Source organism: Streptomyces sp. NPDC026522 (genome assembly GCF_055567555.1).
The window spans coordinates 104802-131141 of record NZ_JBVHQF010000001.1 but is presented as its reverse complement, the minus strand read 5'-3'; the positions used below and the strand labels follow the sequence as shown (position 1 = coordinate 131141).

24 protein-coding genes are annotated in these 26340 nt (G+C 72.3%); 12 read left to right on the top strand and 12 right to left on the bottom strand.

Annotated elements, in window-relative coordinates; all coding sequences use genetic code 11:
• Nucleotides 1-59 precede the first annotated feature (59 nt).
• Nucleotides 60-863, top strand: a complete 804-nt coding sequence (locus ACZ4M3_RS00515; RefSeq protein ID WP_467728815.1) for an IclR family transcriptional regulator — start codon at nucleotides 60-62, stop codon at nucleotides 861-863.
• 85 nt (nucleotides 864-948) lie between these two features.
• On the opposite strand, the gene ACZ4M3_RS00510 is transcribed toward ACZ4M3_RS00515, so the two are convergent.
• A complete protein-coding gene (locus tag ACZ4M3_RS00510; RefSeq protein WP_467728813.1) occupies nucleotides 949-1632 on the bottom strand; it encodes an ABC transporter ATP-binding protein in 684 nt (227 codons plus the stop codon).
• The gene (locus ACZ4M3_RS00505) at nucleotides 1629-2711 is read right to left on the bottom strand and encodes an ABC transporter permease (RefSeq protein ID WP_467728811.1); all 1083 of its coding nucleotides are present in this window, start codon (nucleotides 2709-2711) and stop codon (nucleotides 1629-1631) included. Before ACZ4M3_RS00505 ends, ACZ4M3_RS00510 begins: the two co-directional genes overlap by 4 nt.
• 134 nt (nucleotides 2712-2845) lie before the next feature.
• Here ACZ4M3_RS00505 and ACZ4M3_RS00500 point away from each other — a divergent pair, with 134 nt between their 5' ends.
• Both ACZ4M3_RS00500 and ACZ4M3_RS00495 read left to right on the top strand, forming a co-directional pair.
• Nucleotides 2846-4072, top strand: coding sequence for a sensor histidine kinase (locus ACZ4M3_RS00500; protein ID WP_467728809.1), 1227 nt, complete (start codon nucleotides 2846-2848; stop codon nucleotides 4070-4072).
• Complete coding sequence (locus ACZ4M3_RS00495) at nucleotides 4072-4701, top strand: response regulator (protein ID WP_467728808.1); 630 nt, start codon at nucleotides 4072-4074, stop codon at nucleotides 4699-4701. The genes ACZ4M3_RS00500 and ACZ4M3_RS00495 overlap by 1 nt, the downstream gene beginning before the upstream one ends.
• A gap of 5 nt (nucleotides 4702-4706) precedes the next feature.
• On the opposite strand, the gene yczR is transcribed toward ACZ4M3_RS00495, so the two are convergent.
• Nucleotides 4707-6194 (bottom strand): MocR-like transcription factor YczR, encoded by a 1488-nt coding sequence (yczR, locus tag ACZ4M3_RS00490; RefSeq protein ID WP_467728806.1) that lies wholly within the window; start codon nucleotides 6192-6194, stop codon nucleotides 4707-4709.
• Nucleotides 6195-6280: 86 nt separating this feature from the next.
• Between yczR and ACZ4M3_RS00485 the strand changes: the two genes are divergently transcribed.
• The 5 genes from ACZ4M3_RS00485 to ACZ4M3_RS00465 all read left to right on the top strand — a co-directional run bounded on the left by ACZ4M3_RS00485 (nucleotide 6281) and on the right by ACZ4M3_RS00465 (nucleotide 11204).
• Nucleotides 6281-6562, top strand: a complete 282-nt coding sequence (locus ACZ4M3_RS00485; protein ID WP_467728805.1) for a hypothetical protein — start codon at nucleotides 6281-6283, stop codon at nucleotides 6560-6562.
• Nucleotides 6511-7140: a nucleotidyltransferase family protein gene (locus ACZ4M3_RS00480; RefSeq protein WP_467728803.1), complete on the top strand. Its 630-nt coding sequence runs from the start codon at nucleotides 6511-6513 to the stop codon at nucleotides 7138-7140. The genes ACZ4M3_RS00485 and ACZ4M3_RS00480 overlap by 52 nt, the downstream gene beginning before the upstream one ends.
• A gap of 263 nt (nucleotides 7141-7403) precedes the next feature.
• Nucleotides 7404-9032, top strand: coding sequence for a malate synthase A (aceB, locus tag ACZ4M3_RS00475; RefSeq protein ID WP_467728802.1), 1629 nt, complete (start codon nucleotides 7404-7406; stop codon nucleotides 9030-9032).
• 291 nt (nucleotides 9033-9323) lie between these two features.
• On the top strand, nucleotides 9324-10514 hold the full coding sequence (locus ACZ4M3_RS00470) for a GDSL-type esterase/lipase family protein (protein WP_467728800.1): 1191 nt from the start codon (nucleotides 9324-9326) through the stop codon (nucleotides 10512-10514).
• Between the two features lie 57 nt (nucleotides 10515-10571).
• Nucleotides 10572-11204 (top strand): ATP-binding protein, encoded by a 633-nt coding sequence (locus ACZ4M3_RS00465; protein ID WP_467728798.1) that lies wholly within the window; start codon nucleotides 10572-10574, stop codon nucleotides 11202-11204.
• Here the strand turns inward: ACZ4M3_RS00465 and ACZ4M3_RS00460 are convergent.
• Nucleotides 11152-12264: a saccharopine dehydrogenase gene (locus ACZ4M3_RS00460; protein ID WP_467728797.1), complete on the bottom strand. Its 1113-nt coding sequence runs from the start codon at nucleotides 12262-12264 to the stop codon at nucleotides 11152-11154. The two genes, ACZ4M3_RS00465 and ACZ4M3_RS00460, sit on opposite strands and share 53 nt — an antisense overlap.
• 121 nt (nucleotides 12265-12385) lie before the next feature.
• Entirely contained in the window at nucleotides 12386-14356 is a 1971-nt protein-coding gene (locus ACZ4M3_RS00455) for an ATP-binding protein (protein WP_467728795.1), read from the bottom strand.
• A gap of 128 nt (nucleotides 14357-14484) precedes the next feature.
• Between ACZ4M3_RS00455 and ACZ4M3_RS00450 the strand changes: the two genes are divergently transcribed.
• Entirely contained in the window at nucleotides 14485-15567 is a 1083-nt protein-coding gene (locus ACZ4M3_RS00450) for an Lrp/AsnC family transcriptional regulator (protein WP_467728793.1), read from the top strand.
• 96 nt (nucleotides 15568-15663) lie between these two features.
• Here ACZ4M3_RS00450 and ACZ4M3_RS00445 read toward each other — a convergent pair whose 3' ends face one another.
• From ACZ4M3_RS00445 to ACZ4M3_RS00415, 7 genes are all read right to left on the bottom strand, one after another.
• On the bottom strand, nucleotides 15664-17055 hold the full coding sequence (locus ACZ4M3_RS00445) for a nucleobase:cation symporter-2 family protein (protein ID WP_467728791.1): 1392 nt from the start codon (nucleotides 17053-17055) through the stop codon (nucleotides 15664-15666).
• Between the two features lie 411 nt (nucleotides 17056-17466).
• Nucleotides 17467-18870: an 8-oxoguanine deaminase gene (locus ACZ4M3_RS00440; RefSeq protein WP_467728789.1), complete on the bottom strand. Its 1404-nt coding sequence runs from the start codon at nucleotides 18868-18870 to the stop codon at nucleotides 17467-17469.
• 190 nt (nucleotides 18871-19060) lie between these two features.
• Complete coding sequence (gene pucL / locus ACZ4M3_RS00435) at nucleotides 19061-19984, bottom strand: factor-independent urate hydroxylase (RefSeq protein WP_453354639.1); 924 nt, start codon at nucleotides 19982-19984, stop codon at nucleotides 19061-19063.
• 5 nt (nucleotides 19985-19989) lie between these two features.
• The gene (gene uraH, locus ACZ4M3_RS00430; protein ID WP_467728787.1) at nucleotides 19990-20421 is read right to left on the bottom strand and encodes a hydroxyisourate hydrolase; all 432 of its coding nucleotides are present in this window, start codon (nucleotides 20419-20421) and stop codon (nucleotides 19990-19992) included.
• A complete protein-coding gene (gene uraD / locus ACZ4M3_RS00425; protein ID WP_453354641.1) occupies nucleotides 20418-20930 on the bottom strand; it encodes a 2-oxo-4-hydroxy-4-carboxy-5-ureidoimidazoline decarboxylase in 513 nt (170 codons plus the stop codon). The genes uraH and uraD overlap by 4 nt, the downstream gene beginning before the upstream one ends.
• A 155-nt stretch (nucleotides 20931-21085) precedes the next feature.
• Nucleotides 21086-21484, bottom strand: a complete 399-nt coding sequence (locus ACZ4M3_RS00420; RefSeq protein ID WP_467728785.1) for a helix-turn-helix domain-containing protein — start codon at nucleotides 21482-21484, stop codon at nucleotides 21086-21088.
• Nucleotides 21481-21735, bottom strand: a complete 255-nt coding sequence (locus ACZ4M3_RS00415; RefSeq protein ID WP_467728783.1) for a hypothetical protein — start codon at nucleotides 21733-21735, stop codon at nucleotides 21481-21483. Before ACZ4M3_RS00415 ends, ACZ4M3_RS00420 begins: the two co-directional genes overlap by 4 nt.
• A 126-nt stretch (nucleotides 21736-21861) precedes the next feature.
• Here ACZ4M3_RS00415 and ACZ4M3_RS00410 point away from each other — a divergent pair, with 126 nt between their 5' ends.
• The 3 genes from ACZ4M3_RS00410 to ACZ4M3_RS00400 all read left to right on the top strand — a co-directional run bounded on the left by ACZ4M3_RS00410 (nucleotide 21862) and on the right by ACZ4M3_RS00400 (nucleotide 25363).
• A complete protein-coding gene (locus ACZ4M3_RS00410) occupies nucleotides 21862-22695 on the top strand; it encodes a TIM barrel protein (protein ID WP_467728781.1) in 834 nt (277 codons plus the stop codon).
• Between the two features lie 75 nt (nucleotides 22696-22770).
• A complete protein-coding gene (locus ACZ4M3_RS00405) occupies nucleotides 22771-23670 on the top strand; it encodes a 2-hydroxy-3-oxopropionate reductase (RefSeq protein WP_467728779.1) in 900 nt (299 codons plus the stop codon).
• 235 nt (nucleotides 23671-23905) lie between these two features.
• Entirely contained in the window at nucleotides 23906-25363 is a 1458-nt protein-coding gene (locus ACZ4M3_RS00400; protein WP_467728777.1) for a catalase, read from the top strand.
• Nucleotides 25364-26340 lie beyond the last annotated feature (977 nt).

The window sequence follows — 26340 nt, the reverse complement described above, 5'->3', positions numbered from 1 at the left end:
CGACGCCGACCGACCGGTAGGCTGCTTCCTTGCCTGCCAGCACCGAAAGGACCGCGCCCGTGCCGACGTCCAGCGCCAGCACCACCGACGCTTCCGCCAAGCCCACCGCCGGCGGCGGTGGCGTCCAGTCCCTGGAGCGCGCCTTCGACCTGCTCGAACGCATGGCCGACGCGGGGGGCGAAGTCGGCCTCAGTGAGCTCTCCGCCGCCAGCGGTCTGCCGTTGCCGACCATCCACCGCCTCATGCGCACCCTCGTGGCCTGCGGATACGTCCGCCAGCAGCCCAACCGGCGCTACTCCCTCGGCCCCCGGCTGATCCGGCTCGGCGAGTCGGCCGCCCGGCTGCTCGGCACCTGGGCGCGCCCCTACCTGGCGCGCCTCGTCGAGGAGACCGGGGAGACGGCGAACATGGCCCTGCTCGACGGGGACGAGATCGTCTACGTCGCCCAGGTGCCGTCCAAGCACTCCATGCGCATGTTCACCGAGGTCGGCCGCCGGGTGCTGCCGCACTCCACCGGCGTGGGCAAGGCGCTGCTCGCGTACACCCCCGCCGACGAGGTCCGGGCCCTGCTGGCGCGCACCGGGATGCCGGCCGCGACCGAGAAGACCATCACCACGCCCGAGGGCTTCCTGGAGGCCCTGGAGCAGGTCCGCAAGGTCGGCTATGCCGTCGACGACAACGAGCAGGAGATAGGGGTCCGCTGCCTGGCGGTGTCGGTGCCGAACTCCCCGACCGCCGCGGCGATCTCCATCTCGGGTCCGGCCGGCCGGGTGACGGAGGCGCTGACCGGGTCGATCGTGCCGATCCTGCAGGGCGTCGCGGCCGAGCTGTCGGTGGCCCTGCAGAGCCAGAGCCCCGCGTAGCCGCCACGTACGAGAGCCCCGGCCACCGCCCGAACGCACGGGTGGCCGGGGCTCTCGTGTGGGTGGCGGGGGCTCTCGTGCGGGCTCAGGGGGCCGGGAGCGCCGGCGTGAGGCGGCCGTCGCACATCCGCGCCGTGCCGTCCATCCGCTCCAGGTGGGCGTGGTCGTGGGTGACCAGCACGGTGGCCGTGGAGCGCTCGCGGGTCAAGGTGACCAGGAGGTCGAGCACGGCCGCGCCGCGCTCGTGGTCCAGTGCGCTGGTGGGCTCGTCGACCAGCAGTACGGAGGGCTCGTTCATCAGCGCGCGGGCGATGTTGACCCGCTGCCGCTGGCCCCCGGAGAGCTGGTGGGGGCGCCTGTCGGCCTTGTCGGCCAGGCCCACCGCGTCCAGCAGCTCCAGCGCGCGCCCGCGCAGCCGCCGGGCCGGACGGCCCGAGAGGTGCGCCATCACCTGGAGCTGCTCGGCGGCGGTCAGGGACGCGGGCAGGTTGGGCTGCTGGAAGACGATCCCGATCTCCTCACGGCGCAGCGCCGCCTTCTCCGCCGCACTGAGACCCGCCGTGTCCCGGCCCGCGACGACCACCCGCCCCGAATCCGGGGTGACGAGGGTGGCGGCGACGGCGAGCAGGCTGGACTTGCCCGAACCGGAGGGCCCGATCACGGCGGTGAGGGTGCCGCCGGGCACGTCCAGGCAGACGCCGTCCAGTGCGGTGAGCCGGCCGTCGCCGTCGGGATAGGTGAGGGTGACGTCGTGCACGTGCAGGGTCATCGGGCGCTCCCGAGGGCGGTCAGCGGGTCGACGGCGGTGATCCGCCGGATGGACAGGGCCGCGCCGAGCGCGCCGAGCGCGATCATGACCACGGCGGGGACGAGGACGGTGGCCGCGTCGAGTACGAAGGGCACCTCGCCGCCGCTGATCAGCGCGCCGGCGCCGGCCGCGAGCGCCGTGCCGAGCCCGGTGCCGGCCGCCAGCATGACCACGGCCTGGCCGAGGGCGTCCCGGAGCAGGTACCCGGTGGAGGCACCGAGCGCTTTCAGCACCGCGATGTCGCCGCTGCGCTGGATCGTCCACACCGTGAAGAAGGCGCCGATGACGAGCGCCGAGATGGCGAAGAGGAAACCGCGCATGAGCTGGAGCGAGCCGTTCTCGGAGGTGTAGGAGCCGATGCCGGCGAGCGCGCCGTCGATGGTCTCGGTCCGGGTGCCGGCGGCCGCGTCGCCGGCGGCGAGGTCGGCGCCCGGGGCGTCCAGGGCGACGACGGTGGCGACGGTGCCGGCCGCGCCCTGGTTCCCGACGCGTTGCCAGTCGCCGAGGTCCATCCAGATCACGGGGGTGTGGCTGAACGCGGCGGTGCCGGACACGGCGGCCACCGTCAGGTCGAGCGGGCCGACCCTCAGGCCGGCTCCGGGGCGCAGGCCGCCCAGTTCCCCGGCCGCCTTCTCGGTGAGGACCACCCGGCCCGGGGCCAGGTGCGAGCCGGCGGGGGCGAGCCGGCCGGCCGGGTCGACGCCGAAGGCGGAGACGGCGGCGGTGCGCTCACCGGAGACGGCGTTGGCCGTGCGGACGGCGAGCGGTTCCGCCATCCGGACCCCGGGCCGGGTCCGCCAGGTCCGCCAGGCGCTCTCGGGCAGCTGCGAGTTGGTGAAGGACACCTGCCGGCCGCCGGCGGGCGCGGCGAAGGACAGGTGGGTGGCGGGCAGTGCGGTGACGGCCGAGATGTTCTCCCGGGCCAGTCCGGAGGTGAGCCCGGACAGCAGGCCGACCAGCAGTGTGATCAGCAGGACCACCGCCCCCATCAGGGCGAAGCGGCCCTTGGCGAACCGTAGATCTCTCCATGCGACGAACATGGTCCCCACCCTGGTGCCGGCCGGGGGCCCGGGGCATCGCGCCGGGGTTCGGTTCCCGGTATCGAAGGGCGGAGCCCGATATCGAACTTTCGGTTGACCGGGTCCCGTCGGGCGGCGCTTACGCTGGTCAGGCCATGTCTGTGCGCCCCCGCCCCGCCGCCTCCGCCGCCTCCGCCGCCTCCCGTCCGCTGACGCCCGTCTCCCGCGTGCTGCGGCTGTGCCTGCACGCGCTGTTCTTCGGGCTGCTCGCCCTGGCGGCCGGCCGGGCCGTCACGGATTCCGTGCCCCGCGCCGGGTGGGTGGTGGCCGTCTGCGCGGCGCTCGCCGCGCTCTACGCGGCCGGGGTGCTGACCCCCGCGGTGCGCCGGTCGCCGCGGGCCGGGGCGGTGTGGCTGGCGGCGCTGGGCTGCGCCTGGGCGGCGCTGCTCGTGGTCTCCGCCGACGGGCTGTGGATCGCCTTCCCGCTGTACTTCCTGGAGCTGCACCTGCTGCGGCTTCGCTGGGGGATCGCGGCCGTCGCGGTGACGGCCTGCGCCGCGATCGGCGGTTTCCTCGCGCACGGCGGCCTGGCGGACGGCGGCGCGGTGCCGCCGGGTGCGTTCCTGGGGCCGCTGCTGGGCGGCGCCGTGGCGGTGGCGACCGTACTGGGCTACCAGGCGCTGTACCGCGAGAGCGAACGCCGGCGTCAGCTGATCGAAGAGCTGATGGCGACCCGGGCCGAACTGGCCGCCGCCGAGCGGAACGCGGGGATCCTCGCGGAGCGGGAACGGCTGGCGCGGGAGATCCACGACACCCTGGCCCAGGGGCTGTCCTCCATCCAGTTGCTGCTGCGGGCCGCGGAGCGCTCGCTGCCGCCGGACGCCGCGGCGCTGGAACACATCGGCCGGGCCCGCGGGGCCGCCCAGGAGAACCTCGCCGAGGCCCGCCGGTTCGTACGCGCCCTGACCCCGCCCGACCTGGAGCACGGGTCGCTCGCGGCCGCGCTGGAGCGGCTCTGCTCGGCCGCGCCGGGGCCGCGGGTGCGGTTCTCGCTGAGCGGCGCGCCGCGGGCGCTGCCCACGCCGTACGAGGTGGCGCTGCTGCGGATCGCCCAGTCGGCGCTGGCCAACGTGGTGCGGCACGCGCGGGCGGGGCGTGCCGAGATCACCCTCACCTTCATGGACGCCTCGGTCACGCTGGACGTCGTCGACGACGGCCACGGCTTCGACCCCGGCTCGGCGCCCTCCGGCGAGGGCGGCTTCGGCCTGCCCGCGATGCGCTCGCGCGCCGAGACGCTGGGCGGGCTGTTCACCGTGGAGTCCGCCCCGGGCCAGGGCACCGCCGTGGCCGTCACCCTGCCGCTGCCCGTGGAGGTCCCCTGATGACGATCCGGCTGCTGCTGGCCGACGACCACCCGGTGGTACGGGCGGGGCTGCGGGCGGTGCTGGAGGCGGAGCCGGACTTCGCGGTGGCGGCGGAGGCGGCGACGGCGGAGCGGGCGGTGGAGCTCGCCGCCACGGCGGGGGTGGACGTGGTGCTGATGGACCTCCAGTTCGGGGCCGGGATGCACGGCTCGGCGGCGACGGCCCTGATCACGGCGCGCCCGGGAGCCCCGCGGGTGCTGGTGCTGACCACGTACGACACGGACGCCGACATCCTGGCGGCGGTGGAGGCGGGGGCCTCGGGCTACCTGCTCAAGGACGCCCCGCCGGAGGAGCTGGCGGCGGCGGTCCGCACCGCGGCGGCCGGCCAGTCGGCGCTGGCCCCCGCGGTGGCGCTGCGGCTGATGGACCGGATGCGGACGCCCGCGCAGGCGCTGACCAAGCGGGAGCTGGAGGTGCTCCAGCTGGTCGCGGACGGACTGTCGAACCAGCAGATCTCGAAGGAGCTCTTCCTCAGCCAGGCCACGGTCAAGTCCCACCTAGTCCACGTCTACGCGAAGCTCGGCGTCGACTCGCGCACGGCGGCGGTGGCCGCGGCCGCCACCCGCCGCCTGATCCGCACCCGGTAGGGGCCCTACGCCACCCAGTGCGGGCGCTGCACCGCCGGGGTGAGCGGGACCCCGTCGTGGAAGGCGGCCGCGAGGCGGCGGACCGCCTCGTCCAGCCGGTCGGCGGGCAGGGTGTACGGGATCCGCAGCCGGTGTTCGAAGGTGCCCGGGTCCACGCCGAAGCGGGCGCCGCGCCCGATGTGGACGCCGGCGGCGGCGGCCCGTTCCGCCAGCGCGGAGCTGACCGGCTCACCGAGGTCCACCCAGAGGGAGAGCCCGCCGGGCGGCAGTTGCCACGACCACTCGGGGGTGTACCGCTGGAGCGCCCGCACCAGCGCCGCGCGCCGTACCCGCAGCTCGCCGATCCGCTCCGGCAGGGTGCGCCCCAGCTGCTCCAGCAGCGGCAGCGCGACCAGCTGGTCCAGTACGGAGCCGGTCATGTCGGCCGCGGCCCGGACCGTGGCCAGCTCGGTGACCAGCTTGGCGGTGGCCCGGATCCAGCCGACCCGCAGTCCGCCCCAGTACGTTTTGCTCAGCGAGCCGATGGTCACCACGTGGTCGGCTCCCCCGGGCGCCGTCAGCGAGGCCAGCGGCGCGGGGGCCGGTACGTCCAGGGCGATGTCGGCGATGGTCTCGTCCACCACCAGCCAGGTGCCGGTCCGCCGGGTGGCGGCCAGCAGCCGCAGCCGCTGCTCCGGCGGCATCAGCGCACCCGTGGGGTTGTGGAAGTCCGGGATCACGTAGGCCAGCCTCGGGACGGTCTGGCGCAGGGTGGATTCGGCGATCTCCATGTCCCAGCCCGCGTCGGACACCGCGATCGACCCGGTGCGCAGCCGGGCGTGGCGCAGTGCGTCGAGCGCGTTGGCGTACGTGGGGCTCTCGGTGACGACCCGGTCCCCGGGCCGGCACAGCAGGCTCACCAGCAGCGTGAAGGCCTGCTGGGCGCCGGCCGTCACCAGGATCTGCTCCGGGCGGGTCGGCAGCCCGCGCCGGGTGAACCGGTCCGCCACGGCCGTCCGCAGGGCGGGCAGTCCGAACGGGTGGTAGCCGGGGGTGCGGGCCGCTTCGGGCAGCTTGGCCGCGGCCCAGGCCAGCGCCTCGGCCAGGGGCCCTTCCGGGGCGCCCATGGCGGCGATGGCGAGGTCCGTACCGGGGGCCTCGTCGGGGGTGCGGCCGCCGGCGCCGAGGACCCCGTGGGCGCCGACGGGACGGTGTCCCTCGGGGAGGTCGGTCCAGGTGCCGGAGCCGCGGCGGCTGAGGGCGTAACCGCTCTCGCGCAGCAGGTCGTAGGCGCCGGTGACGGTGGCCCGGCTCGCGCCGACCGCCTCGGCGAGTTCGCGCTCGGCGGGCAGCCGTACGTGCAGGGCGATCCGGCCGTCGAGGATCAGGGTGCGCACGGCGTCGGCGAGCGCCCGGTAGCCGGGCCGGGCAAGCAGCCCGGGGGGCAGGAGTGCCGCGAGCTGGCGGCTGCCGATGGTCCTGTCCGCGGTCTGGACGATTCGCCCGGATGCCATGCCAACCTCCCCTGATTGGCTCTGCCTGCCAGGCCAATCGAGGACCACACTCGCGGTATTGGCCCCCGATTGGCAAGGAGATGCCGATGATGCCGACCATCCGTGACGCCGGGATGCTGACCGACCGGGGCGAGCGCGCCCTGGTGGCCGCGGTCGAGCAGCGGATCTCCGAGCCCCTGCGGTTCACGGCCGGGTGGGCCGCCCTGCGCGCGCTGGGCCGGTTCGCGCGGAGCCGGTTCGTGCCGGGATGGTTGACGCCGGGCCGGTTGACGCCGGGACGGCCGCGCGGCTCCGCGCAGGGGCGAGAATCGCTGTCATGTCAGTCAACACCCCGCACCCCGGCCGGTCCGGCGCCGACCGCCCGGTGATCGCCGGCCTGCTCCTCGCGGCGGGCGGTGGCCGCCGCCTGGGCGGGCGCCCCAAGGCGCTGCTCCGCTACCGCGGCCGCCCGCTCGTGGAGAACGCGGTACGGGTGCTGCGCGCGGCGGGCTGCGACCCGGTGCACGTGGTGCTCGGCGCGTCTGCGGCGGAGGTCCGGGAGCGCGCGGACCTGACGGGCTGCGTCGTCGTGGACAACCCGGACTGGGCCCGGGGCATGGGCTCCTCGCTGCGGACCGGCCTGCGCTCCCTGGCGGGCACCGGCGCCGCCGCGGCCCTGGTGTCGCTGGTGGACCAGCCGGGGATCGGCGCGGACGCGGTGGCCCGGGTGCTGGCGGCGTACCGCTCCCCCGCCAGCCTGGTGGCCGCGTCCTACGACGGCGAGCGAGGCCATCCGGTGCTGTTCGGGTCCGCCCGTTGGAGCGACATCGAGGAGACGGCGACCGGCGACCAGGGCGCGCGGGTGCACCTGCGGGAGCACGCCACCGAACTCACGCTGGTGGAGTGCGCCGACATCGCCGAGGCGTTCGACATCGACACCCCGCCCGATCTGGCGCGGCTGCGGTGAGGCGGCCTTGTGCGCGGGGTGACCGGCGTGGCACTGAGGGCCACCGATCGGCGGAATATGTCGACCAGGAGAATCTCGACATCAACAAACCATTGAACTTCCACCATGAGGAAATTACTATCCACTGGTCAGAAGCGCCCTGAACCCACAGACGGCGCCCGCGACCGTATTGCGGAACTCTCCACACCCGACGACACTGCGTGCCGTCTCGCGCGAGCATTCCCCCGCGGCCGCCAGGCACCGCCGCTGAAGGAGTGACATACATGTCCGCACCAGCGCCGTCCCCGCTGGCCATCGTCGATGCCGAGCCCCTGCCCCGGCAGGACGAGGTCCTCACCGAAGCGGCCCTGGCCTTCGTGGCCGAGCTGCACCGGCGGTTCGCCCCCCGCCGCACCGAGCTCCTCGCCCGGCGCGCCGAACGGCGCTCCGAGATCGCCCGCACCTCCAGCCTCGACTTCCTCCCGGACACCGCACAGGTCCGCGAGGGCGACTGGAAGGTGGCGCCCGCGCCGGCCGCGCTGAACGACCGCCGCGTGGAGATCACCGGTCCGACGGACCGCAAGATGACCATCAACGCCCTCAACTCGGGCGCCAAGGTCTGGCTCGCCGACTTCGAGGACGCCTCGGCTCCCACCTGGGAGAACGTCGTCCTCGGCCAGCTCAACCTGATCGACGCCTACGAGCGGCGGATCGACTTCACCGACCCGCGCACGGGCAAGTCGTACGCCCTCAAGGCCGCCGACCAGCTCGCCACCGTCGTGATGCGGCCGCGCGGCTGGCACCTGGAGGAGCGCCACCTCACCATCGACGGCGCTCCGGCCTCCGGTTCCCTCGTGGACTTCGGCCTGTACTTCTTCCACAACGCGCAGCGCCTGATCGACCTCGGCAAGGGCCCGTACTTCTACCTGCCGAAGACGGAGTCGCACCTGGAGGCGCGGCTCTGGAACGACATCTTCGTCTTCGCCCAGGACTACGTCGGCATCCCGCAGGGCACCGTCCGCGCGACCGTCCTGATCGAGACCATCACGGCCGCGTACGAGATGGAGGAGATCCTCTACGAGCTGCGCGACCACGCCGCGGGCCTGAACGCGGGGCGCTGGGACTACCTGTTCTCGATCGTGAAGAACTTCCGTGACGGCGGCGAGAAGTTCGTCCTGCCGGACCGCAACGCGGTGACGATGACCGCCCCGTTCATGCGGGCGTACACCGAACTGCTCGTCCGCACCTGCCACAAGCGCGGCGCGCACGCCATCGGCGGCATGGCGGCCTTCATCCCGTCCCGCAAGGACGCGGAGGTCAACCGGATCGCGTTCGAGAAGGTGCGGGCCGACAAGGACCGCGAGGCGGCCGACGGCTTCGACGGCTCCTGGGTCGCCCATCCCGACCTCGTCCCGATCGCGATGGCCTCCTTCGACGCGGTGCTCGGCGAGAAGCCGAACCAGAAGGACCGGCTGCGCGAGGACGTCTCGGTGGCTCCGGGCGACCTGATCGCGATCGACTCCCTGGACGCGAAGCCGACGTACGAGGGCCTGCGCAACGCCGTCCAGGTGGGCATCCGTTACATCGAGGCATGGCTGCGGGGCCTGGGCGCCGTCGGCATCTTCGGTCTGATGGAGGACGCGGCCACCGCCGAGATCTCGCGCTCGCAGATCTGGCAGTGGATCAACGCGGGCGTGGTGTTCGAGCACGACGGCGCACTGGTGCCGGCCACCGCCGAGCTGACCCGTGAGCTCGCCGCCGAGGAACTGGCCGCGGTCCGCGCCGAGGTCGGCGAAGAGGCCTTCGCGGCCGGCAAGTGGCAGCAGGCCCACGACCTCCTGCTCCAGGTCGCCCTCGACGCCGACTACGCGGACTTCCTCACGCTGCCCGCGTACGAGCGGCTGATCGGCTGATCTCCCCGCACTTCGGCTGAAACGCACAGCAGCCGAACGCACCGGCTCCGCCCCCGTCGCACCGACGCGCCGGGGGCGGAGCCGTGTCCGGATCGCGGCGGGCTCACGGGGGGCTCGATTCCCGACCGATTGGTCGGTCGTTACGTCATCGTAATCTGCGTGTACCTAGCGGTAACATCCGGCCGCGTGTCACCTTTCCGATGCCACCGGCGCCGGCGGTAACCCCCACTTCCAAGCCATGCGACGCCAGTTGCTCCTGGCGTCCGCGTGGCCGACCGCAGGAGTTCCGCAGTGATCGGATTCCGCAACGTCAGCAAGGACCGGGCCCGCCGTCGCGTGCGACGACTGGCCGGTGCCGCGATGGTCCTGCCGCTCGCCGTCACGGCGCTGGTGGCCGGCGGCGCCGGGCCGGCCGCGGCGAGTCCCGGGAACGGGCCCACCGCCATCGTGTCCATGGGCGACAGCTACATCTCCGGCGAGGCCGGCCGCTGGAAGGGCAACAGCCTGACCAACAGCGGCAGTCGGACCGGCACGGACCGCGCCTGGATCAGCGGCAGTACGTACGACCCGTCGAAGGTATACGGAACCACGGCCGGCGGATGCGACCGCTCGGACGCGGCCGAAGTGCTGAGCGCGGGCGCGGTGGCCGACGTCGCCGTCAACCTGGCCTGCTCCGGAGCCGTGGCGGACAACGTGTTCCGGGCCGCCAACGGCGGTGTCGCCTTCAAGGGCGAGGCGCCACAGGCGGATCAGCTCGCGGCGGTGGCCGCGGCCGACGACGTCAAGGTGATCGCGCTGTCCATCGGCGGCAACGACCTCGGCTTCGCCGACATCATCAAGGAGTGCGCCTACGACTTCGTCCTCTGGAACTCCTACTGCTACGACGACCAGCAGGCGGCCGTGGACCAGAAGATCAACGGGGTCATGGCCAAGGTCGGCAAGTCGGTCGACGAGATCCGGGCCGTGATGCGCGGGGCCGGGTACGCGGATTCCTCCTACCGGATCGTGCTCCAGTCCTACCCGTCGCCGATCCCGCGCGGCGCGGAGAACCGCTACACCCAGAGCGACTGGAGCCGCCTCAACAGCGGCGGCTGTCCCTTCTGGAACCGGGACTCCGACTGGGCGCGGGATTCGCTCGTGCCGCAGCTCGCGAACGGCATCAAGGCGGTCGCATCGGCCAAGGGCGTGCAGTTCCTGGACCTGCGGGACATGCTCCAGGGGCGCGAGGTGTGCGCGAAGGCCAGCAAGCAGGTGAGTTCGACGGTGCCGGCGTCGGCCAGGACGAGCGAGTGGGCCCGCTGGATCGACAACAACGAGTCCCAGGGCCTGGTCCAGGAGTCCATGCACCCGAACTACTTCGGCCAGCTGGCCGTCGGGCGCTGCCTCGCCCTGGCCGTGGCCCAGCCCGCGAACTCCGCCTCGGGCTGCAGGAACACCCCCGGCGGCGACCAGAGCGGCATGTACCTGAGCCCCGCCTCCTGAGCTCGCACTCCTGCCCCCCCTCCTGAACCCCGGCCTGCTGAGGGCGATACTTGCCGCATGGACGGGACGACGGCCGCTTGGCGCAACACGACGCACGACTGGGCGGCCACGGTGGACACCGCGCACCTCGCGCACATCCGCAGTGATCCGGCCGGTTTCGCTCCCGGCGGGTTGCGCCACTTGGTCCTGGAGGTCATCGCGTACGCGGCCGACGAGGCCGAGGCCCGGGGCGGCGGCGGGCGGTGCGCCGTCACGTTCCACCCCGACGGCTCGGTGTCCGTCGCGGACGACGGGCGGGGCACCGACACCCGGCTCGACGCCGCCGGCCGGCCCGTGAAGAAGCCGGTCATGGCGACGAAGGACCTGCGGTTCTTCGACCACCCCGGGGCGCAGCTGCTGCCGGACGGGCAGCCGCGCCGGGGCATGTCGGTCGTCGCCGCGCTCAGCGAGTGGCTCCTGCACACCAACCGCCGCGCGGCGGGGGCCTGGACGCAGCGGTACGAGCACGGGGTACCCGCCACCGGCCTGACCCCGCTCACCGGCGACGGGACGACCGGGACGGCCGTGCACTTCCGTCCCGGCCGGGCGGACTTGCGGGCAACGGACGCGGCCACGGTCGCCGAGCTGACCCGGCTCGTCACGGCATGGCCGCACCTGTCCGTCGGCTTCGCCGACCGGCGGAGCGGCTGACCCCCGCCAGGGCCCGGGTGAAGGCAGCCCGGCAGCGCAGCCAGTCCGGGTCCGGCGTGCCCGTACCCAGGGCCAGCAGCTTCGGGAGCAGGTCCGCCGAGAAGGAGCGGGCCGCCTCCGCGGGCACCAGGGACGGCAGGTTGTCGATGGCGATCACGTCCAGCGGGCGGGGTCCGGCGCGCAGCCTGCGGACCGGGACCGCCCAGTCCGTGAGCCGGTCGTAGACGGGCAGCAGGTGCAGCGGCGAGCCGGTGTCGCAGGTGATGTCGGCGATCACCGTGAGCCGCCGTTCGCCGTCCGGGTCCAGATCGGCCGGGGTGAGGAACGGCGGTGCGGGGCGGGTGGTGAGCACCGCGTTGACCAGGATGTCGTGTCCGAGCAGGGCGACCCGGTCCAGCCGGGCGGTGTCGCTCCGGTCCCACCGGGTCACCCGTACCCCGGCCGCCGCCAGGGCGTCACAGGCGCCCCGGGCGCTGCGGCCGTGGCCTCCGATGACGAGGGCCCGCAGTTCCCCGGCCGGGGTGGGGACCGCCCGCGAAGCCCGTAATCGCGCGTCGAGTTCCTCGCGCGGAAGCGGGACCAGCGGGGCGACGAGCCGGCCCCGGGCGTGCAGGACGGCCAGTGCGGCGCCCGCGTACCCGGCCCAGTAGCCGAAGGCCGCCAGCCTGCGCCCCTGTGCGTCGGCCAGGTACTCCAGGTCGAGCAGGGTCCCGCCGCCCGCGGCGAACCGCCGCAGCAGCCCGCGGGCTTCCGCCTGGCCCTTGTAGGCGTGCCCGAAGTACACGTGCCGGTGCCGTAAACGCTCCGGGAGGGGCGGGAGTTCCTTCAGGCCGAGGATGAACGCGGAGCCGGGGGCGGAGTCCGCCCAGGCACCGGCGGGCGCGGTGCCGCAGCCCGCGTCGGCGTAGTCGGTGAGCGGGAAGACCCGGTGGGCGGATTCCTCCACGGTGATCCGTACGCCGTGCCGGACGAGCTGTTCGGCGTCGTGCGGGGTGAGGGGGGCGCGGCGTTCGGTGGGCCGTGTCTCGGTGCGCATCCACAACTGCGGTGACTGTGCCATCGGCGGTACCACCTGTCTGCTCCAGGACGCCCTCGGGGCGTCCGCGTGCACCATGTGACCGGGCCTCAGGATCAGTTCGCCGCACGCGTTCGGCAAGGAGTACGACAGTGCGTTCGGGGGCTCACAGTTCCGGCAGCAGCGCACGCAGCGCGGTGCGCGCGCCCTGTGCGTACGCGGCCCGCAGGGCCTGCGGGGTCATCCGCTCGCGCAGGATCCGCAGGGCGCGGGGTGCGCACGCGACCGCGGGGCGGGTGCGGCCCACGGCTCCCAGCAGTAGCGCGGAGCGTTCGTAGCGGCCCCCGGCCGCCTCCAGTTCGGCCAGCAGCTCGGCCGAGAGGGACTGGCCCAGCCGGTCGTCCAGGACGAGCTGGGTCCGCAGCGCGCCCAGCAGTTCGGTCCGGGCCCGCACCGGGCGGCCCGCACCGAACTCGCCGACGGCCCGGGCGTACCGCTCCCAGGAGCGGGCCCACGGGTCCGCGGCCGCGCCGGGTCCGTCCTCCCGCGGCGGCGGGTCCGGCGGGCCGGTGTGGGCGAGGGCCAGTGACCGGGCGGCCCGCAGCGCACCGCGGCCGGGCCCGAACCCGGGCTGCGGGGGCAGCAGTTCCAGCGCCTCGCGGTACTCGGCGGCGGCGTCCTCGTAGCGCTCCTGCCACAGCGCCACCGTGCCGCGTACGTGGGCGAGGTAGGCCAGGCAGGCGTCCTCGCCCTCCTGTACGGCGGTGCTCCAGGCCTCCACGAGCAGCGGATCGGAGGTGTCCGCCTCCCCGAATCCCGCCACCAGCCAGGCCGCCAGCCACAGCGCCCGGGCCGGCCGGGGCGCCGGGTGCAGGGCCAGGGCCCGCTCCAAGTGGCACCGGCCCTCCTCCACCAGCCCGCAGGCCGACCACAGGAACCACAGGTCGACGGCGATCTCCAGCGCGGCCCCCGGGCCCGCGGCGGCCAGCGGGTGCATCGCGGCCCGCAGCTCCGGGAGCTCCCGCAGGGCCAGCTCCCGCGCCGGCGCCTGGTCTCCCGCCCGCCACAGCGCGGCGGCCCGCCCGGCGAGGGCGCGCCAGCGCGCGTGGTGGCGCAGCGCGGCGGTGTGTCCGTCCCCGTCCGGGCTGTGCGCGAGCCGCCGGGCGGCGCACACCCGTACCGACAGCGGGAGCCGGTACCGGCCGGGGTCCTCGGCGTCGGCCAGCAGGGCGGGCGCCAGCCGGGCGAGCGCCCGGGCGGCGGTGTGCGCGGTGAGGTCCCCGAAGCCGCAGACCTCGGCGACGGCTTCCGCGTCGAAGGGGCCGGCGAAGACGGAGAGCCGCTCCCACAGCAGCCGCTCGGCGGGCGGGGCGAGCCGCAGGGTGCGCTCGGCGTCGACCAGGGTGGCCCGGCCGGCGCCGCCCGCGAGGAAGGCCACGGGCTCGGCGGTCAGCCGGCGCAGCGCCTGGAGCGGCGCGTACTGGTGGGCGCGGCCTGCCGCGAGCTCCAGCGCGCCGGGGATCCCGTCGAGGGCCCGGCACAGCGCGGCCACCGCGGCGGCGTTGCGGTCGGTCAGCTCGAAGGAGGGGTCGGCGCCGCGGGCCCGCTCCTCGTACAGCCGCACCGCCGCGAACCCGGCGATCCCGGCCATCGGCAGCGGTGCGGCGGGATCCGGCGGCGGGGGCGGCAAGGACAGCGGCGGCACGGCCAGTTCCGCCTCCCCGGGCAGGGCCAGCCGGCGCTGCGAGGTCACCAGCACGCGCACCCGGGGCAGCCAGGCCAGCAGGCTCTCCACCAGGAGGGCGGCGGCCTCGCCGAGCTGTTCGCAGCCGTCGAGCACCAGCAGCACCTCACGACCCGCGAGCCCGTGGATCAGCCGGTGTTCCAGGACCACGCGGCGGAAGCCGGGCAGGGCCGAGACGTCCACCCAGACGGTGTCGAGGCCGTCGGTACCCGCCCCGGTGCGGACCGCGCGCACGGCGAGCCGGGTCTTACCGATGCCCGCCGGTCCGGTGAGGGTGACCAGGCGTTCGGTGGCGAGCAGCGAGGCGGCGCGGAGCAGTTCGCGGCGACGGCCGACGAAGCTCGACAGCTCGACGGGTACCGCCTGGCCCACGCCCGCAACGGGATCCCCCACACGTCCTCCCGCGAAGTGCCGAAGGTGCGCCCGGCCGGCTGATTCACCGGTCGGGGACACAAAGAGAGATGATCGGCCGAAAGCCCGGTTGACAGGCCGCTGACCGGGAGATCCGCCAGGGGGAGGATATGAATTCGGCCGTTTCCGCCGTGGACGACACCGACCGGGCGCTCGTCCACGCACTCCAGCTCGCGCCCCGGGCGAGCTGGGAGCGACTGGCGCCGGTGCTCGGCACCCGGCCCGACACCCTCGCGCGCCGCTGGGAGCGGCTCACCGGCGCCGGAGAGGCCTGGATCTCGGGGCTGGGCCTGCGTACGGGGACCAACGCGCCCTGTATGGCATGGGTGGAGGTGATGTGCGACGCGGGGGCCGCCCCGGCCGTGGGCGCGGCCCTGGTGGCCGATCCGCACTCGCTGGGCCTGGAGCACACCACCGGCGGCCGGGACCTGCTGGCCTTCGTGGCCGTGCCGGACCTGCCCGCGCTGTACCGCTACCTGTCCTTCCGGGTGCAGCGGATCCCGGGGGTGGTCGGCACCCGCTCGTCGGTGGTGACGGCGGTGCACTACGCGCCCGACCGGTGGCGCCTGGACCAGCTGACGCCGGCCCAGATCGGCCTGCTGACCGGGCGGAGCCGGCGCTCCCCCGGCCCTGGTGCGGCGGTGGCGCCCGCCGTGGCCGCGCTGACGGCGGAGGACCGGCCGCTGGCCCTGGCCCTGGCCGCCGACGCCCGGCGCAGCGTGGCCTCGCTGGCCCGGGAGTGCGGCATGAGCGAGTCGACCGTACGGCGGCGGCTGAGCCGGCTGGAGGCGGGGCAGGGCCTGCGCTACAGCTGCGCCATGGCGTCGGCGCTGTCGGGGTGGCCGGTGGCGGCGACGCTGTGGGCGGAGGTGCCGGAGTACGAGGTGGCCGAGTGTGCGGCGGCCGCCGTGGGGCTGCGCGAAACGCGGACCTGCATGTCGGTCAGCGGGCGCTGGAACTTCATGATCACGGCGCGGCTGCGCACCGTCGAAGGCCTCTCCCGCTACGCCTCGGAGCTGTCCCGGCGGCTGCCCGGGATGCGGATCACGGACTCCGCGGTGGCGCTGCACGTACGCAAGTCGGAGGCACAGGTGCTGGACGAGCGGGGCCGGCGGACCCGTACGGTCACGCCGGACATCTGGGCGGACCTGATCCCGGGGGCGGCGCCGGAGCACGCCGCCCGGCCGGTCTGACGGCGTGCGCGTGCGGCGGTACGGACGTCACACCCGCAGTGGGTGACGTCCGTACCGCCGCACGCGGTACCCGGGCCCGCGGTCTCCCGCGCGCCCTCAGTGCACGAACACCGGTTCCACCGCCGCCTCCGCGGCCGGTTCCTTCTTCGCGCCGAGGTGGTTGAAGGCGAGGTTCAGCACGATCGCCACCACGCAGCCCGTGCTGATGCCCGAGTCGAGGACGACCAGCAGGTCCTTGGGGAAGGCGTGGTAGAAGCCGGGCGCCGCGATCGGGATCAGGCCGATGCCGACCGAGGCCGCCACGATCAGGGCGTTCTCGCCCTTCTCCATGGCCGCGCCCGCCAGGGTCTGGATCCCGCTGGCCGCGACCGAGCCGAACAGGACGATGCCCGCGCCGCCGAGGACGGGCAGCGGGACCACGCCGATGACGGAGGCGGCCATCGGACAGAGCCCGAGCAGGATCAGGATGCCGCCGCCGGCGGCGACGACGAACCGGCTGCGCACCTTGGTCATCGCGACGAGCCCGATGTTCTGGGCGAAGGCGCTGCACATGAAGCCGTTGAACAGCGGGCTGAGGGCGCTGCCGAGGGTGTCGGCGCGCAGGCCGCCCTCGATCGTCTTCGCGTCCGCCGGCCGGCCCACGATCTTGCCGAGGGCCAGGATGTCGGCGGTGGACTCCGTCATGCAGACGAGCATCACGATGCACATCGAGATGATGGCGGCCACCTGGAACTGCGGGGCGCCGAAGTGGAACGGGGTGGGGAAGCCGACGACGTCGGCGTTGCGGACGGCGTCGAAGCTGGTCATGCCCAGCGGCACCGCGATCAGCGTGCCGGCGACCAGGCCGAGCAGGATCGAGATCTGCTGGAGGAACCCGCGCAGGAACTTCCGCATCACCAGCACGATCACCAGGGTGAGCGCGGCCATGCCGATGTTCTTCATCGAGCCGTAGTCGGTGGCGGTGCGGTTGCCGCCCTGCGACCAGTTGAAGGCCACCGGGAGCAGCGAGACGCCGATCAGGGTGATGACCGTCCCGGTGACGACGGGTGGGAAGAAGCGGACGAGCTTGCCGAAGTAGGGCGCGGCGAGGAAGCCGACGAGTCCGGCGACGATGATCGCGCCGAAGATGACGGGGATGGCATTGACCCCCTCGCCCTTGCCGATGGCGATCATCGGGGTCACTCCGGCGAAGGAGACGCCGTTGACGAAGGGGAGTTTGGCGCCGATCTTCCAGAAGCCGAGGGTCTGGAGGAGGGTGGCGAGGCCTGCGGTGAAGAGCGAGGCGCCCATCAGGAACGCCGTCTCGGTGGCGGAGAGACCGACGGCAGGGCCGACGATCATGGGCGGGGCGACAACACCCGCGTACATCGCGGCCACGTGCTGCAGACCGCTCGTGAACATTTTCAGCGGAGGCAAGGTCTCGTCGACCGGGTGCTTCTCCTCCGCTACTGCGACTGCATCTTTGCGAAACCTGGGCGCCTTGGCCACGGCTTCCTCCGGTCGGTTAAACACGTCGGCAGGGACATGGGTGTCAGGGAGGTGGTGCGAAAGCTGTGCGAGTCGAGCCTGTTTTAAGTTGTGTCGGTGCTGGGTGCCGTGGTGCCCCGGGAGTTGCGGAAACGGTTCGCCCGGGTCGGTTCCGCGCAGGGCGGTACGGCGGCGGGGTGGCGGGGGCGCAGTGGCGCAATGGGTTTCAGTGCGGTGCGGTGTCACCGGTGAACCACTCACCGGGCCCGGGAGCGCCTTCGGAATCTTTCCTCGGGCGCTTCCCGGGAACGGCTGCCGCGGACCCCGCTCGGGTCCGCGGCCGCCGGCCGGGGGCCGTCCCCCCCGGCCGGACTCCTGGGGGGACCGTCCCGGCGGTGGCCGGTGGGGGTCCCTCGGCGGAAGCCGGGAGGATCAGCCCTGGGCGGTGATGCGCGCCAGGCGCCGGGCCTCGTCCCGCGTGGACACGGCGATCGCGTCCTCGTCGGCGAAGAGCAGGCGGTTGTTCTCGACGATCTGCTTGCCGTTGACCAGCGAGAGGGTCACCGGGGCCGCCGCGCCGAACACGAGCGCGGTGACCGGGTCGGCGATGGAGGAGTGGGCCAGCGTGCCCAGGTTCCACATCACCAGGTCGGCGAGCTTGCCGGCCTCCAGCGAGCCGATGTTGTCGGCGCGGCCGAGGACCTGGGCGCCGCCGTACGTACCCAGGCGCAGGGCCTGGCGCGCGTTCAGGGCGCGCTCGCGGTGGACGGGGTTCAGGCGGTTGATGAGCAGCGCGTTGCGCAGCTCGGTGTGCAGCTCGCCGGACTCGTTGGAGGCGGTGCCGTCCACGCCGAGGCCGACCGGTACGCCGGCGGCGAGCATGTCCGGTACCCGGGCGATGCCGGCGGCCAGCCGGGCGTTGGAGGACGGGCAGTGCGCGACCCCGGTCCTGGTGCGGGCGAACGCGGCGATGTCGGAGTCGTTCATGTGGACGCTGTGCGCCATCCACACGTCCTCGCCGAGCCAGCCGGTCGACTCGAAGTAGTCGGTCGGGCCCATGCCGAACAGTTCCTTGCAGAACTGCTCTTCCTCGACGGTCTCGCTGCCGTGCGTGTGCATCCGCACGCCCAGCCGGCGGGCGAGCTCGGCGCCCTGCCGGAGCAGCTCGGTGGAGACCGAGAAGGGCGAGCACGGCGCCACGGCGACCTGGGTCATCGCGTCGAACGAGTGGTCGTGGTGCTTCTTGACCGTCGCCTCGGTGTCGGCGAGCGCGCCTTCGAGGGTCTCGACGGCGTGGTCCGGGGGCAGGCCGCCGTCCTTCTCGCTGCGGTCCATGGAACCGCGGGCGAGGGTGAAGCGGACGCCCATCTCGGACGCGGCGCGGATGATCGCGCCGGAGAGGTCACCGGAGCCCTTGGGGTAGACGTAGTGGTGGTCCATGGCGGTGGTGACACCGCCCTTGGCCATCATCGCCAGGGAGCCCTGGGCGGCCGCGTACGCCATCTGCTCGTCGATGCGCGCCCAGGTCGGGTAGAGCGCGACGAGCCAGTTGAAGAGGTTGTGGTCGGTGGCCAGACCGCGCGTGATCCACTGGTAGAAGTGGTGGTGCGTGTTGACCAGACCGGGGGTCACGAGGTGCCCGCTGCCGTCGATCCGGCGGACCACGTTCTCAAGGTTCTCGGGGGCCCTGCCCGCACCGATGGACTCGATCTTGTTGCCGGCGACGACGATGTGACCCGAGGCGTATTCGGTGTCGTTGGCGTCGACGGTCGCGATCGCACAGTTCTCGATGACGATGCGCTCGACGGCGCTGTCCGGGGCTGCCGATGCTGCCATGGGACGTCCTCGTGCTTTCAGTGGCGGTGCGGGCCCGGCAAGACCCAGGGGAGTTGAGTGCCGGAGCCGGGGGCCTTGACAGCTGACAGTACTGCCGCCCCGTGTGATGCGTCCGGGTGCCGATTCAGGAGGTGTGGAGGTGTCGCGCCGTCCCGGGGCCACTGCGGAGCCCCGGGACACGCGTTCCGCATCAGAGGTTGGTCATGTCCACGGGGATACGGGCGTCGACGCCGTCGCGCAGGACCGTCGCCTCGATCAGACCGTACGGGCGGTCCGCGGCGAAGTAGACCTCGTTGTCGTTCTTGAGGCCGAAGGGCTCCAGGTCGACGAGGAAGTGGTGCTTGTTCGGGAGCGAGAAGCGGACCTCGTCGATCTCCGAACGGTGGTTGATGATGCGCGAACCCATCTGGTACAGGGTCTGCTGGAGCGAGAGGGAGTAGGTCTCCGCGAAGGCCTCGAGCATGTGCTTGCGGGTCTCGGCGTAGGACTTCTCCCAGTTCGGCATCCGCTGCTCGTCGTCCGACCAGTTGAAGCGCCAGCGGGCCGACACCTGGGTGGCCAGGATGCGGTCGTAGGCCTCCTTCAGGGTCGTGTACTTGTCCTTCACGTAACCCCAGAACTCGGAGTTCGTGGAGTTCATGACGACGAGGTCCTTGAGGCCGGAGATGACCTCCCAGTTCGTGCCGTCGTACGTGACCTGGGTGACCCGGGTCTCCATGCCCTTGCGGACGAAGGAGTGCTTCACCTCGTCCGACCCGATGAACTTCGAGTTGGCGTCGGAGGTGGGGATCCGGTCCCAGGCGTACTCCTCGATCCGGATGCGCGCGCGCTGGATCGGCTCCTGGCTGTTGACGAACCAACGCGCCAGGTGGATGCCGAACTGCTCGGCGGACTCGATGCCGTGCTCCTTGGCGAACGCGTACACCGTGTTCTTGGTGGTGTCGGTCGGCAGGCAGTTGGCGTTCGAGCCGGAGTAGTGGACGTCGTCCATGTCGCCCGAGAGGGCGACCGAGACGTTCAGGTCCTTGATGTGGTGGGTGTCGCCGTCCCGCGTGATCTTGACTACGCGGTTCTCTGCTTTGCCGTACTGGTTCTGGCCGAGAATCGTGGGCATGTCTGCTAGCTCCCTCGGTAAACGGAGTAGCCGAACGGGTTGAGCAGCAGCGGTACGTGGTAATGCTCGCCCGGGTTCACCGCGAAGGTGATGGTGACCTCGGGGAAGAACGCACCGCTGTCCCTTACGCGGGGGGCGTCCTGCTGCGCCTCGGCTTGCTTGTTCGAACTGTTCTCGTCCGAGCCGTTCTCGGACGAGAAGTACGCCTCGGTCTCGAAGTCGAGACGTACGTGGGTGGTGCCCTCCGGCAGGGCCGGGAGGTCCTTGCAGCGGCCGTCCGCGTCGGTGGCGGAGCCGCCCAGGGTCTTCCACTCCCCGTCGAGGCCCGTGCGGGCCGACAGGGAGATGGCGACGCCCTCGGCGGGGCGGCCGATGCTGGTGTCCAGGATGTGCGTGGACACCGAGCTACTAGGTGAAGCCGCGGTCTCAGTGCTCATGCGCTCTCTTCCTCCACGAGTCGGGTCAGACGGATCCGGTTGATCTTCACGAGCTCGCCGCGGGCGATCTCCCGCTCCTGTTCCGGCGAGTTGCCGATCCGTACCTTGACCGCGTCCCGCATGAACTCACCGGTCGCGCCGGTGGCACAGATGAGGAAGACGTGGCCGAACTTCTCCTGGTACGCCAGGTTGAGTTCGAGGAGCTCGGCCCGCAGCTCCTCCGAGGCGCCGGCCATGCCGCGCTGCTCGCGGGCGGAGGTCGGGTCTCCCGGCTTCGGGCGGCCGATCGGCGCGTGTCCCGCCATCGCCTCGGCCAGGTCCTCGGCGGTGAGCTCCGCCATGGCGGACTCGTTGGCCGAGAAGAGGGCCTCGACGGTGGTGAAGGGGCGCTGGGCGAGCAGCTTGCTCCCCCAGGCCGAACTGGCGCACACCTCGTGCAGCACGGCCGTGGCCGCACTGTCGTCCAAGGTGTTGAACCGGGTGAGACCCGGGGTCGGACTCGAAGTCACGGTAGGCCTCCGTGGCCTGTTGTTGCTTTTGACGGGCTGCGCATAGCTAACGCCCTCGACAACACGCCGTCAACACTTTGTTGAAACTTCCCGTACACAAAAGCCGCCGCCCGGGTGAATTGGGCGGCGGCTCGTCACAGCGGGTCAGTGGACGTTCACTGCCGGCTGTTCTTGCCGGAGCCCTTGGGCGGGCTGGAATCCCTGTTCAGGTAGTTGTAGACGGTGAAGCGGCTCACGCCCAGGGCACCGGCGACCGTCTCCACGCCGTGCCGCACGGAGAAGGCGCCGCGCGCCTCCAGTATGCGCACCACGTCCTGCTTGGACTTCCGGTCGAGCTGCGCCAACGGTACGCCGTGCCGGCGCTCCAGCGCCGCCAGGATGTGGTCCAGCGAGTCGGAGAGCTGGGGCAGCCGTACGGCGAGCAGCTCCTGGCCCTCCCAGCTGAGCACGACGTCGTCGGGCTGCGCCTGGGCCGGGTCCATCAGCTCACCACCCATCGCGTCGACCAGCGGCTTGACGGCGGTGACGAACGGGTGGTCGCGGGGCTCGGTCATGGGGCGGTGCCTTCCGGGATCACATTGACCTGGAGCGACACGCGCGTGGCCCCGGCTTCCAGCGAGTTGCGCAGCAGCGCGGCCACGGCGGTCAGCACCTCGCCGGACTCGCCCTCCGCGGTGTTGCCGAAGGGACCGACGTCCACCGCGTCGAGCCGCGCCTCCTGGATGACCTCGCGCGCGGCCACGGCATGGGCGGGAGCCTCTTCGAGGTCGAAGGGCTCGGTCGTGAACTCCACTCTCAATCGCACGCGGGCCAAGCTACCCCGCAGCTGGGACTTTTCGGCAGTGCGCACTTGACAGCCACGCGAACCTCGATGCAGTCTTCCATCAAGCAGAAACTAACTTCCGCAATACGGAAGGAGCGCACACCCCTCATGGGATACACGGACCAGCGCTTCGATGTAAACCTTTCGATCCTCTTCACGGAACTCCCGCTCCTGGAGCGTCCCGCGGCTGCCGCCGCGGCCGGCTTCACGGCGGTCGAGCTGTGGTGGCCCTGGATCGAGACCCCCACTCCCGCCCAGGCGGAGCTCGACGCCCTCAAGAAGGCTCTTGAGGAGGCGGGCACCCAGCTGGTGGGCCTGAACTTCTACGCCGGCCAGCTGCCGGGCCCGGACCGCGGCGCGGTATCGGTCCCCGGCGAGGAGTCGGACCGCTTCAACGCCAACATCAACGTGGCCGCCGACTTCGCGGCCTCGGTCGGCTGCAAGGCGCTGAACGCCCTCTACGGCAACCGCGTCGAGGGCGTGGACCCCGCGGTCCAGGACGAGCTGGCCCTCAAGAACCTGGTCACGGCCGCCAAGGCCGCGGACCGGGTGGGCGCGGTCCTCCTGATCGAGACCCTCAACAAGCCGGAGTCGCCGCTCTACCCGCTGGTGAGCGCCCCGGCCGGCATCGAGATCGTGGACAAGGTCAACGAGGCCACCGGTCTCGGCAACGCCAAGTTCCTGCTCGACCTGTACCACCTGGCGATGAACGATGAGGACCTCTCCGAGGTCATCGAAAAGTACGCCGCCAAGACCGGGCACGTCCAGATCGCCGACAAGCCGGGCCGCGGCGCTCCGGGCACCGGCGAGCTGCCCCTCGAAGAGCTGCTCGACCAGCTGAAGAAGGCCGGATACGAGGGCTACGTGGGCCTGGAGTACAAGGCCGCCGACGCGGCCGCGTCCTTCGAGTGGCTGCCGGCGGCGGCCCGCGCCGCCGAGTAGGCGGACCAAGTCCGGGCGATCAGCCAGGCACCCCCCGCACTTTTCGTACAAAGCATTAAGAGAAGGACCCTCATCATGAGCACCTCCACCGCGCTTCCCTCGATCGCCTGGATCGGTCTCGGCATCATGGGCTCCCCCATGTCCGAGAACCTCATCAAGGCCGGCTACTCGGTCACCGGCTACACCCTGGAGCAGGACAAGCTGGAGCGCCTGGCCGCCGCCGGCGGCACCGCGGCCGGCTCGATCGCCGAGGCCGTCAAGGACGCCGACGTGATCATCACGATGGTGCCCGCCTCCCCGCAGGTCGAGGCCATCAACTACGGGCCCGAGGGCATCCTCGCGAACGCCAGGTCCGGCGCGCTGATCATCGACATGTCGTCGATCACCCCGCAGACCTCGGTCGACCTGGCGAAGAACGCCGCCGAGAAGGGCATCCGCGTCATCGACGCCCCGGTGTCCGGCGGCGAGGCCGGCGCCATCGAGGCCGTCCTGTCGATCATGGTGGGTGGCGAGCAGGCCGACTTCGACGCGGCCCTGCCGATCCTGGAGACGCTCGGCAAGACCATCGTCCTGTGCGGCCCGCACGGCTCCGGCCAGACGGTGAAGGCCGCCAACCAGCTCATCGTCGCGGTGAACATCCAGGCGTGCGCCGAGGCCGTCGTCTTCCTTGAGAAGTCGGGCGTGAACCTCCAGGCCGCCCTGGACGTCCTCAACGGCGGTCTGGCCGGCTCCACGGTCCTGACCCGCAAGAAGGACAACTTCCTGAACCGCGACTTCAAGCCCGGCTTCCGGATCGACCTGCACCACAAGGACATGGGCATCGTCACCGACGCCGCCCGCAACGTCGGTGCGGCCCTCCCGGTCGGCGCGGTCGTCGCCCAGCTGGTCGCCTCGCTGCGCGCCCAGGGTGACGGCGGCCTGGACCACTCGGCCCTGCTCCGCGCGGTCGAGCGCCTCTCCGGCTCGCAGGTCTGACGAGCCCGCGGCCCGCCCGCCGGGCCGCACGCTTCCCCGTTCGCGGGGATCCGAGTTTCCGGATGGTGCCGGTGCTGACACCTGTCCTGTCGCGCCCAAGCGCCGGCACCGTCCGGATCACCTCCCCACTCTTTCTTTCAACAAACTGTTGACGTCGTGTTCACGCCGAAATTAGGCTGTTCCGCATGACGGAAGACGCCTTCCGTCTCAGCAGTTACCCGTACGGAAGGTCACCATGTCGAAGCGCACGCTGACGACCGAGTCCGGCGCCCCGGTCGCCGACAACCAGAACTCCGCCACCGCCGGCGTCGGTGGCCCGCTCCTGATCCAGGACCAGCAGCTCCTCGAGAAGCTCGCCCGCTTCAACCGTGAGCGCATCCCGGAGCGCGTGGTGCACGCCCGCGGCTCGGCCGCGTACGGCTACTTCGAGGTGACCGACGACGTCACCGCGTACACCAGCGCCGCCTTCCTGAACACGGTCGGCAAGAAGACCGAGACCTTCCTGCGGTTCTCCACCGTCGCGGACTCCCTCGGCGGCGCGGACGCGGTCCGCGACCCGCGCGGCTTCGCGTTGAAGTTCTACACCGAAGAGGGCAACTACGACCTCGTCGGCAACAACACCCCGGTGTTCTTCATCAAGGACCCGATCAAGTTCCCCGACTTCATCCACTCCCAGAAGCGCGACCCCTTCACGGGCAAGCAGGAGCCGGACAACGTCTGGGACTTCTGGGCGCACGCCCCCGAGGCGACGCACCAGATCACCTGGCTGATGGGTGACCGCGGCATCCCGGCGTCGTACCGCCACATGAACGGCTACGGCTCCCACACCTACCAGTGGACGAACGAGAACGGCGAGGCCTTCTTCGTCAAGTACCACTTCAAGACGAACCAGGGCATCCGCTGCCTGTCGTCCGAGCAGGCCGCCGAGCTCGTCGGCAAGGACGCCAACTCGCACCAGACGGACCTGCTCCAGGCCATCGAGCGCGGCGTGAACCCGAGCTGGACCCTCTACGTCCAGATCATGCCGGCCGCCGAGGCCGCGGACTACCGCTTCAACCCGTTCGACCTCACCAAGGTGTGGCCGCACGCGGACTACCCGCTGCAGCGCGTGGGCCGGCTGGTCCTCGACCGCAACCCGGACAACGTGTTCGCCGAGGTCGAGCAGTCCGCCTTCTCCCCGAACAACTTCGTCCCGGGCATCACCGCCTCGCCGGACAAGATGCTCCAGGGCCGCCTGTTCGCGTACGCCGACGCCCAGCGCTACCGCCTCGGTGTGAACCACACCGTGCTGCCGGTCAACGCCCCGAAGGCGACGAAGGCCGACAACTACGGCCGCGACGGCGTCATGGCGCTGCGCAACGGCTCGCGCCACGACAAGAACTACGAGCCCAACTCGTACCAGGGTCCGGCCGAGACCGGCCTGGCGCTGGGCGCCCCGAAGGCCGTCTCCGGCTACACGGGCACCCACGAGGCCCCGGCCCACACGAAGGACGACAACTTCTTCCAGGCCGGCGAGCTCTACCGACTGATGTCGGAGGCCGAGAAGCAGCGTCTGGTGGCGAACATCGCGGGCGGCCTGTCGCAGGTCACCCTCGAAGACGTCATCGAGAAGAACCTGGCTCACTTCCACGCCGCGGACGCCGACTACGGCAAGCGCGTCGAGGAGGCCGTCCGCGCCCTGCGCGACGCCTGAGCCACCCAGCTGTACCGGGGGTCTGACGGGAGGTCAGGCCCCGGGTGCTGAGCCCGGACCGCGGACCCGGATGAGGGGTGGTACGCGGTACGGGCGGACAGCGCCGGCCCTTGTGGCCGGCGCCGCGTGAGGACCGTGGCGAGCGTGCGAGCCAGTGCGGTGGTAATGGGTTCCGAGGCCCGTCTCTTGACCTGAGGGAGACGGCGCCGGAGTTCTCGTCGCCCGCCCGCCACGGTCCCAGCCACTCGTGTACAGGGGCTACGCACAGAGTCCCCTGTACACGAGTCCCAGCCCCGCCCGGCGGCGCGAACGTCCTGTCGCGCCAGCCTCGCACCGTCGGGCGGTCAAACCCAAAGCGCCGAGTCACGGACGGTCCCGTGACCCGGCGCTTTGTCGTGCCCGGGCGGCGAGCCGTATGGCGGCCGGGGTCGTCGGGGCCGTGGCGGGATCATCGGCCTCGGCCCCGGGCCGAGGCCGGTCATGGTTCGCACCGCCTTGCTCGGCTTGAGTCCCTGCGGACATCGTCGAGGTGCCTTGCCTGCCGCCTCGCAAGCAACTCGTCGACGGGTTCGAGAACTCGGTCCCACAGCAGTTCGGCGTCCCCTGACGGGCGGGAAGTCCGTGCATAGCCCTGAGCGGCGCTGATCGCCCTGTCGTAGAGGTAGTGATCGGCTGGGAGCGCCGCCGACCGCTCACGTCGCAACCGCGCGATCAGCCACGGCATGTCCCGGGGCCAGTTCGGGTTCGCCGGGGAACGCACCCGCAGATATCCCAGTTGGTCCCACCAACGGCGGCTGTGCCACTCGCGCGAGTCTGCCGGCGGCAGGCCGGGGGGGTAGGTCCTTCACCGGACTCATATTGCCTGGTGGCGGCCCTCGCTACGACAGGGTTTACGGCTCACCCAGTGCATCGTGATGTGGTCCCCGTCGTGTGTCGGCGGGGCGCGCCGGCTTGGCCGGTATCGGGAACCGCACCAC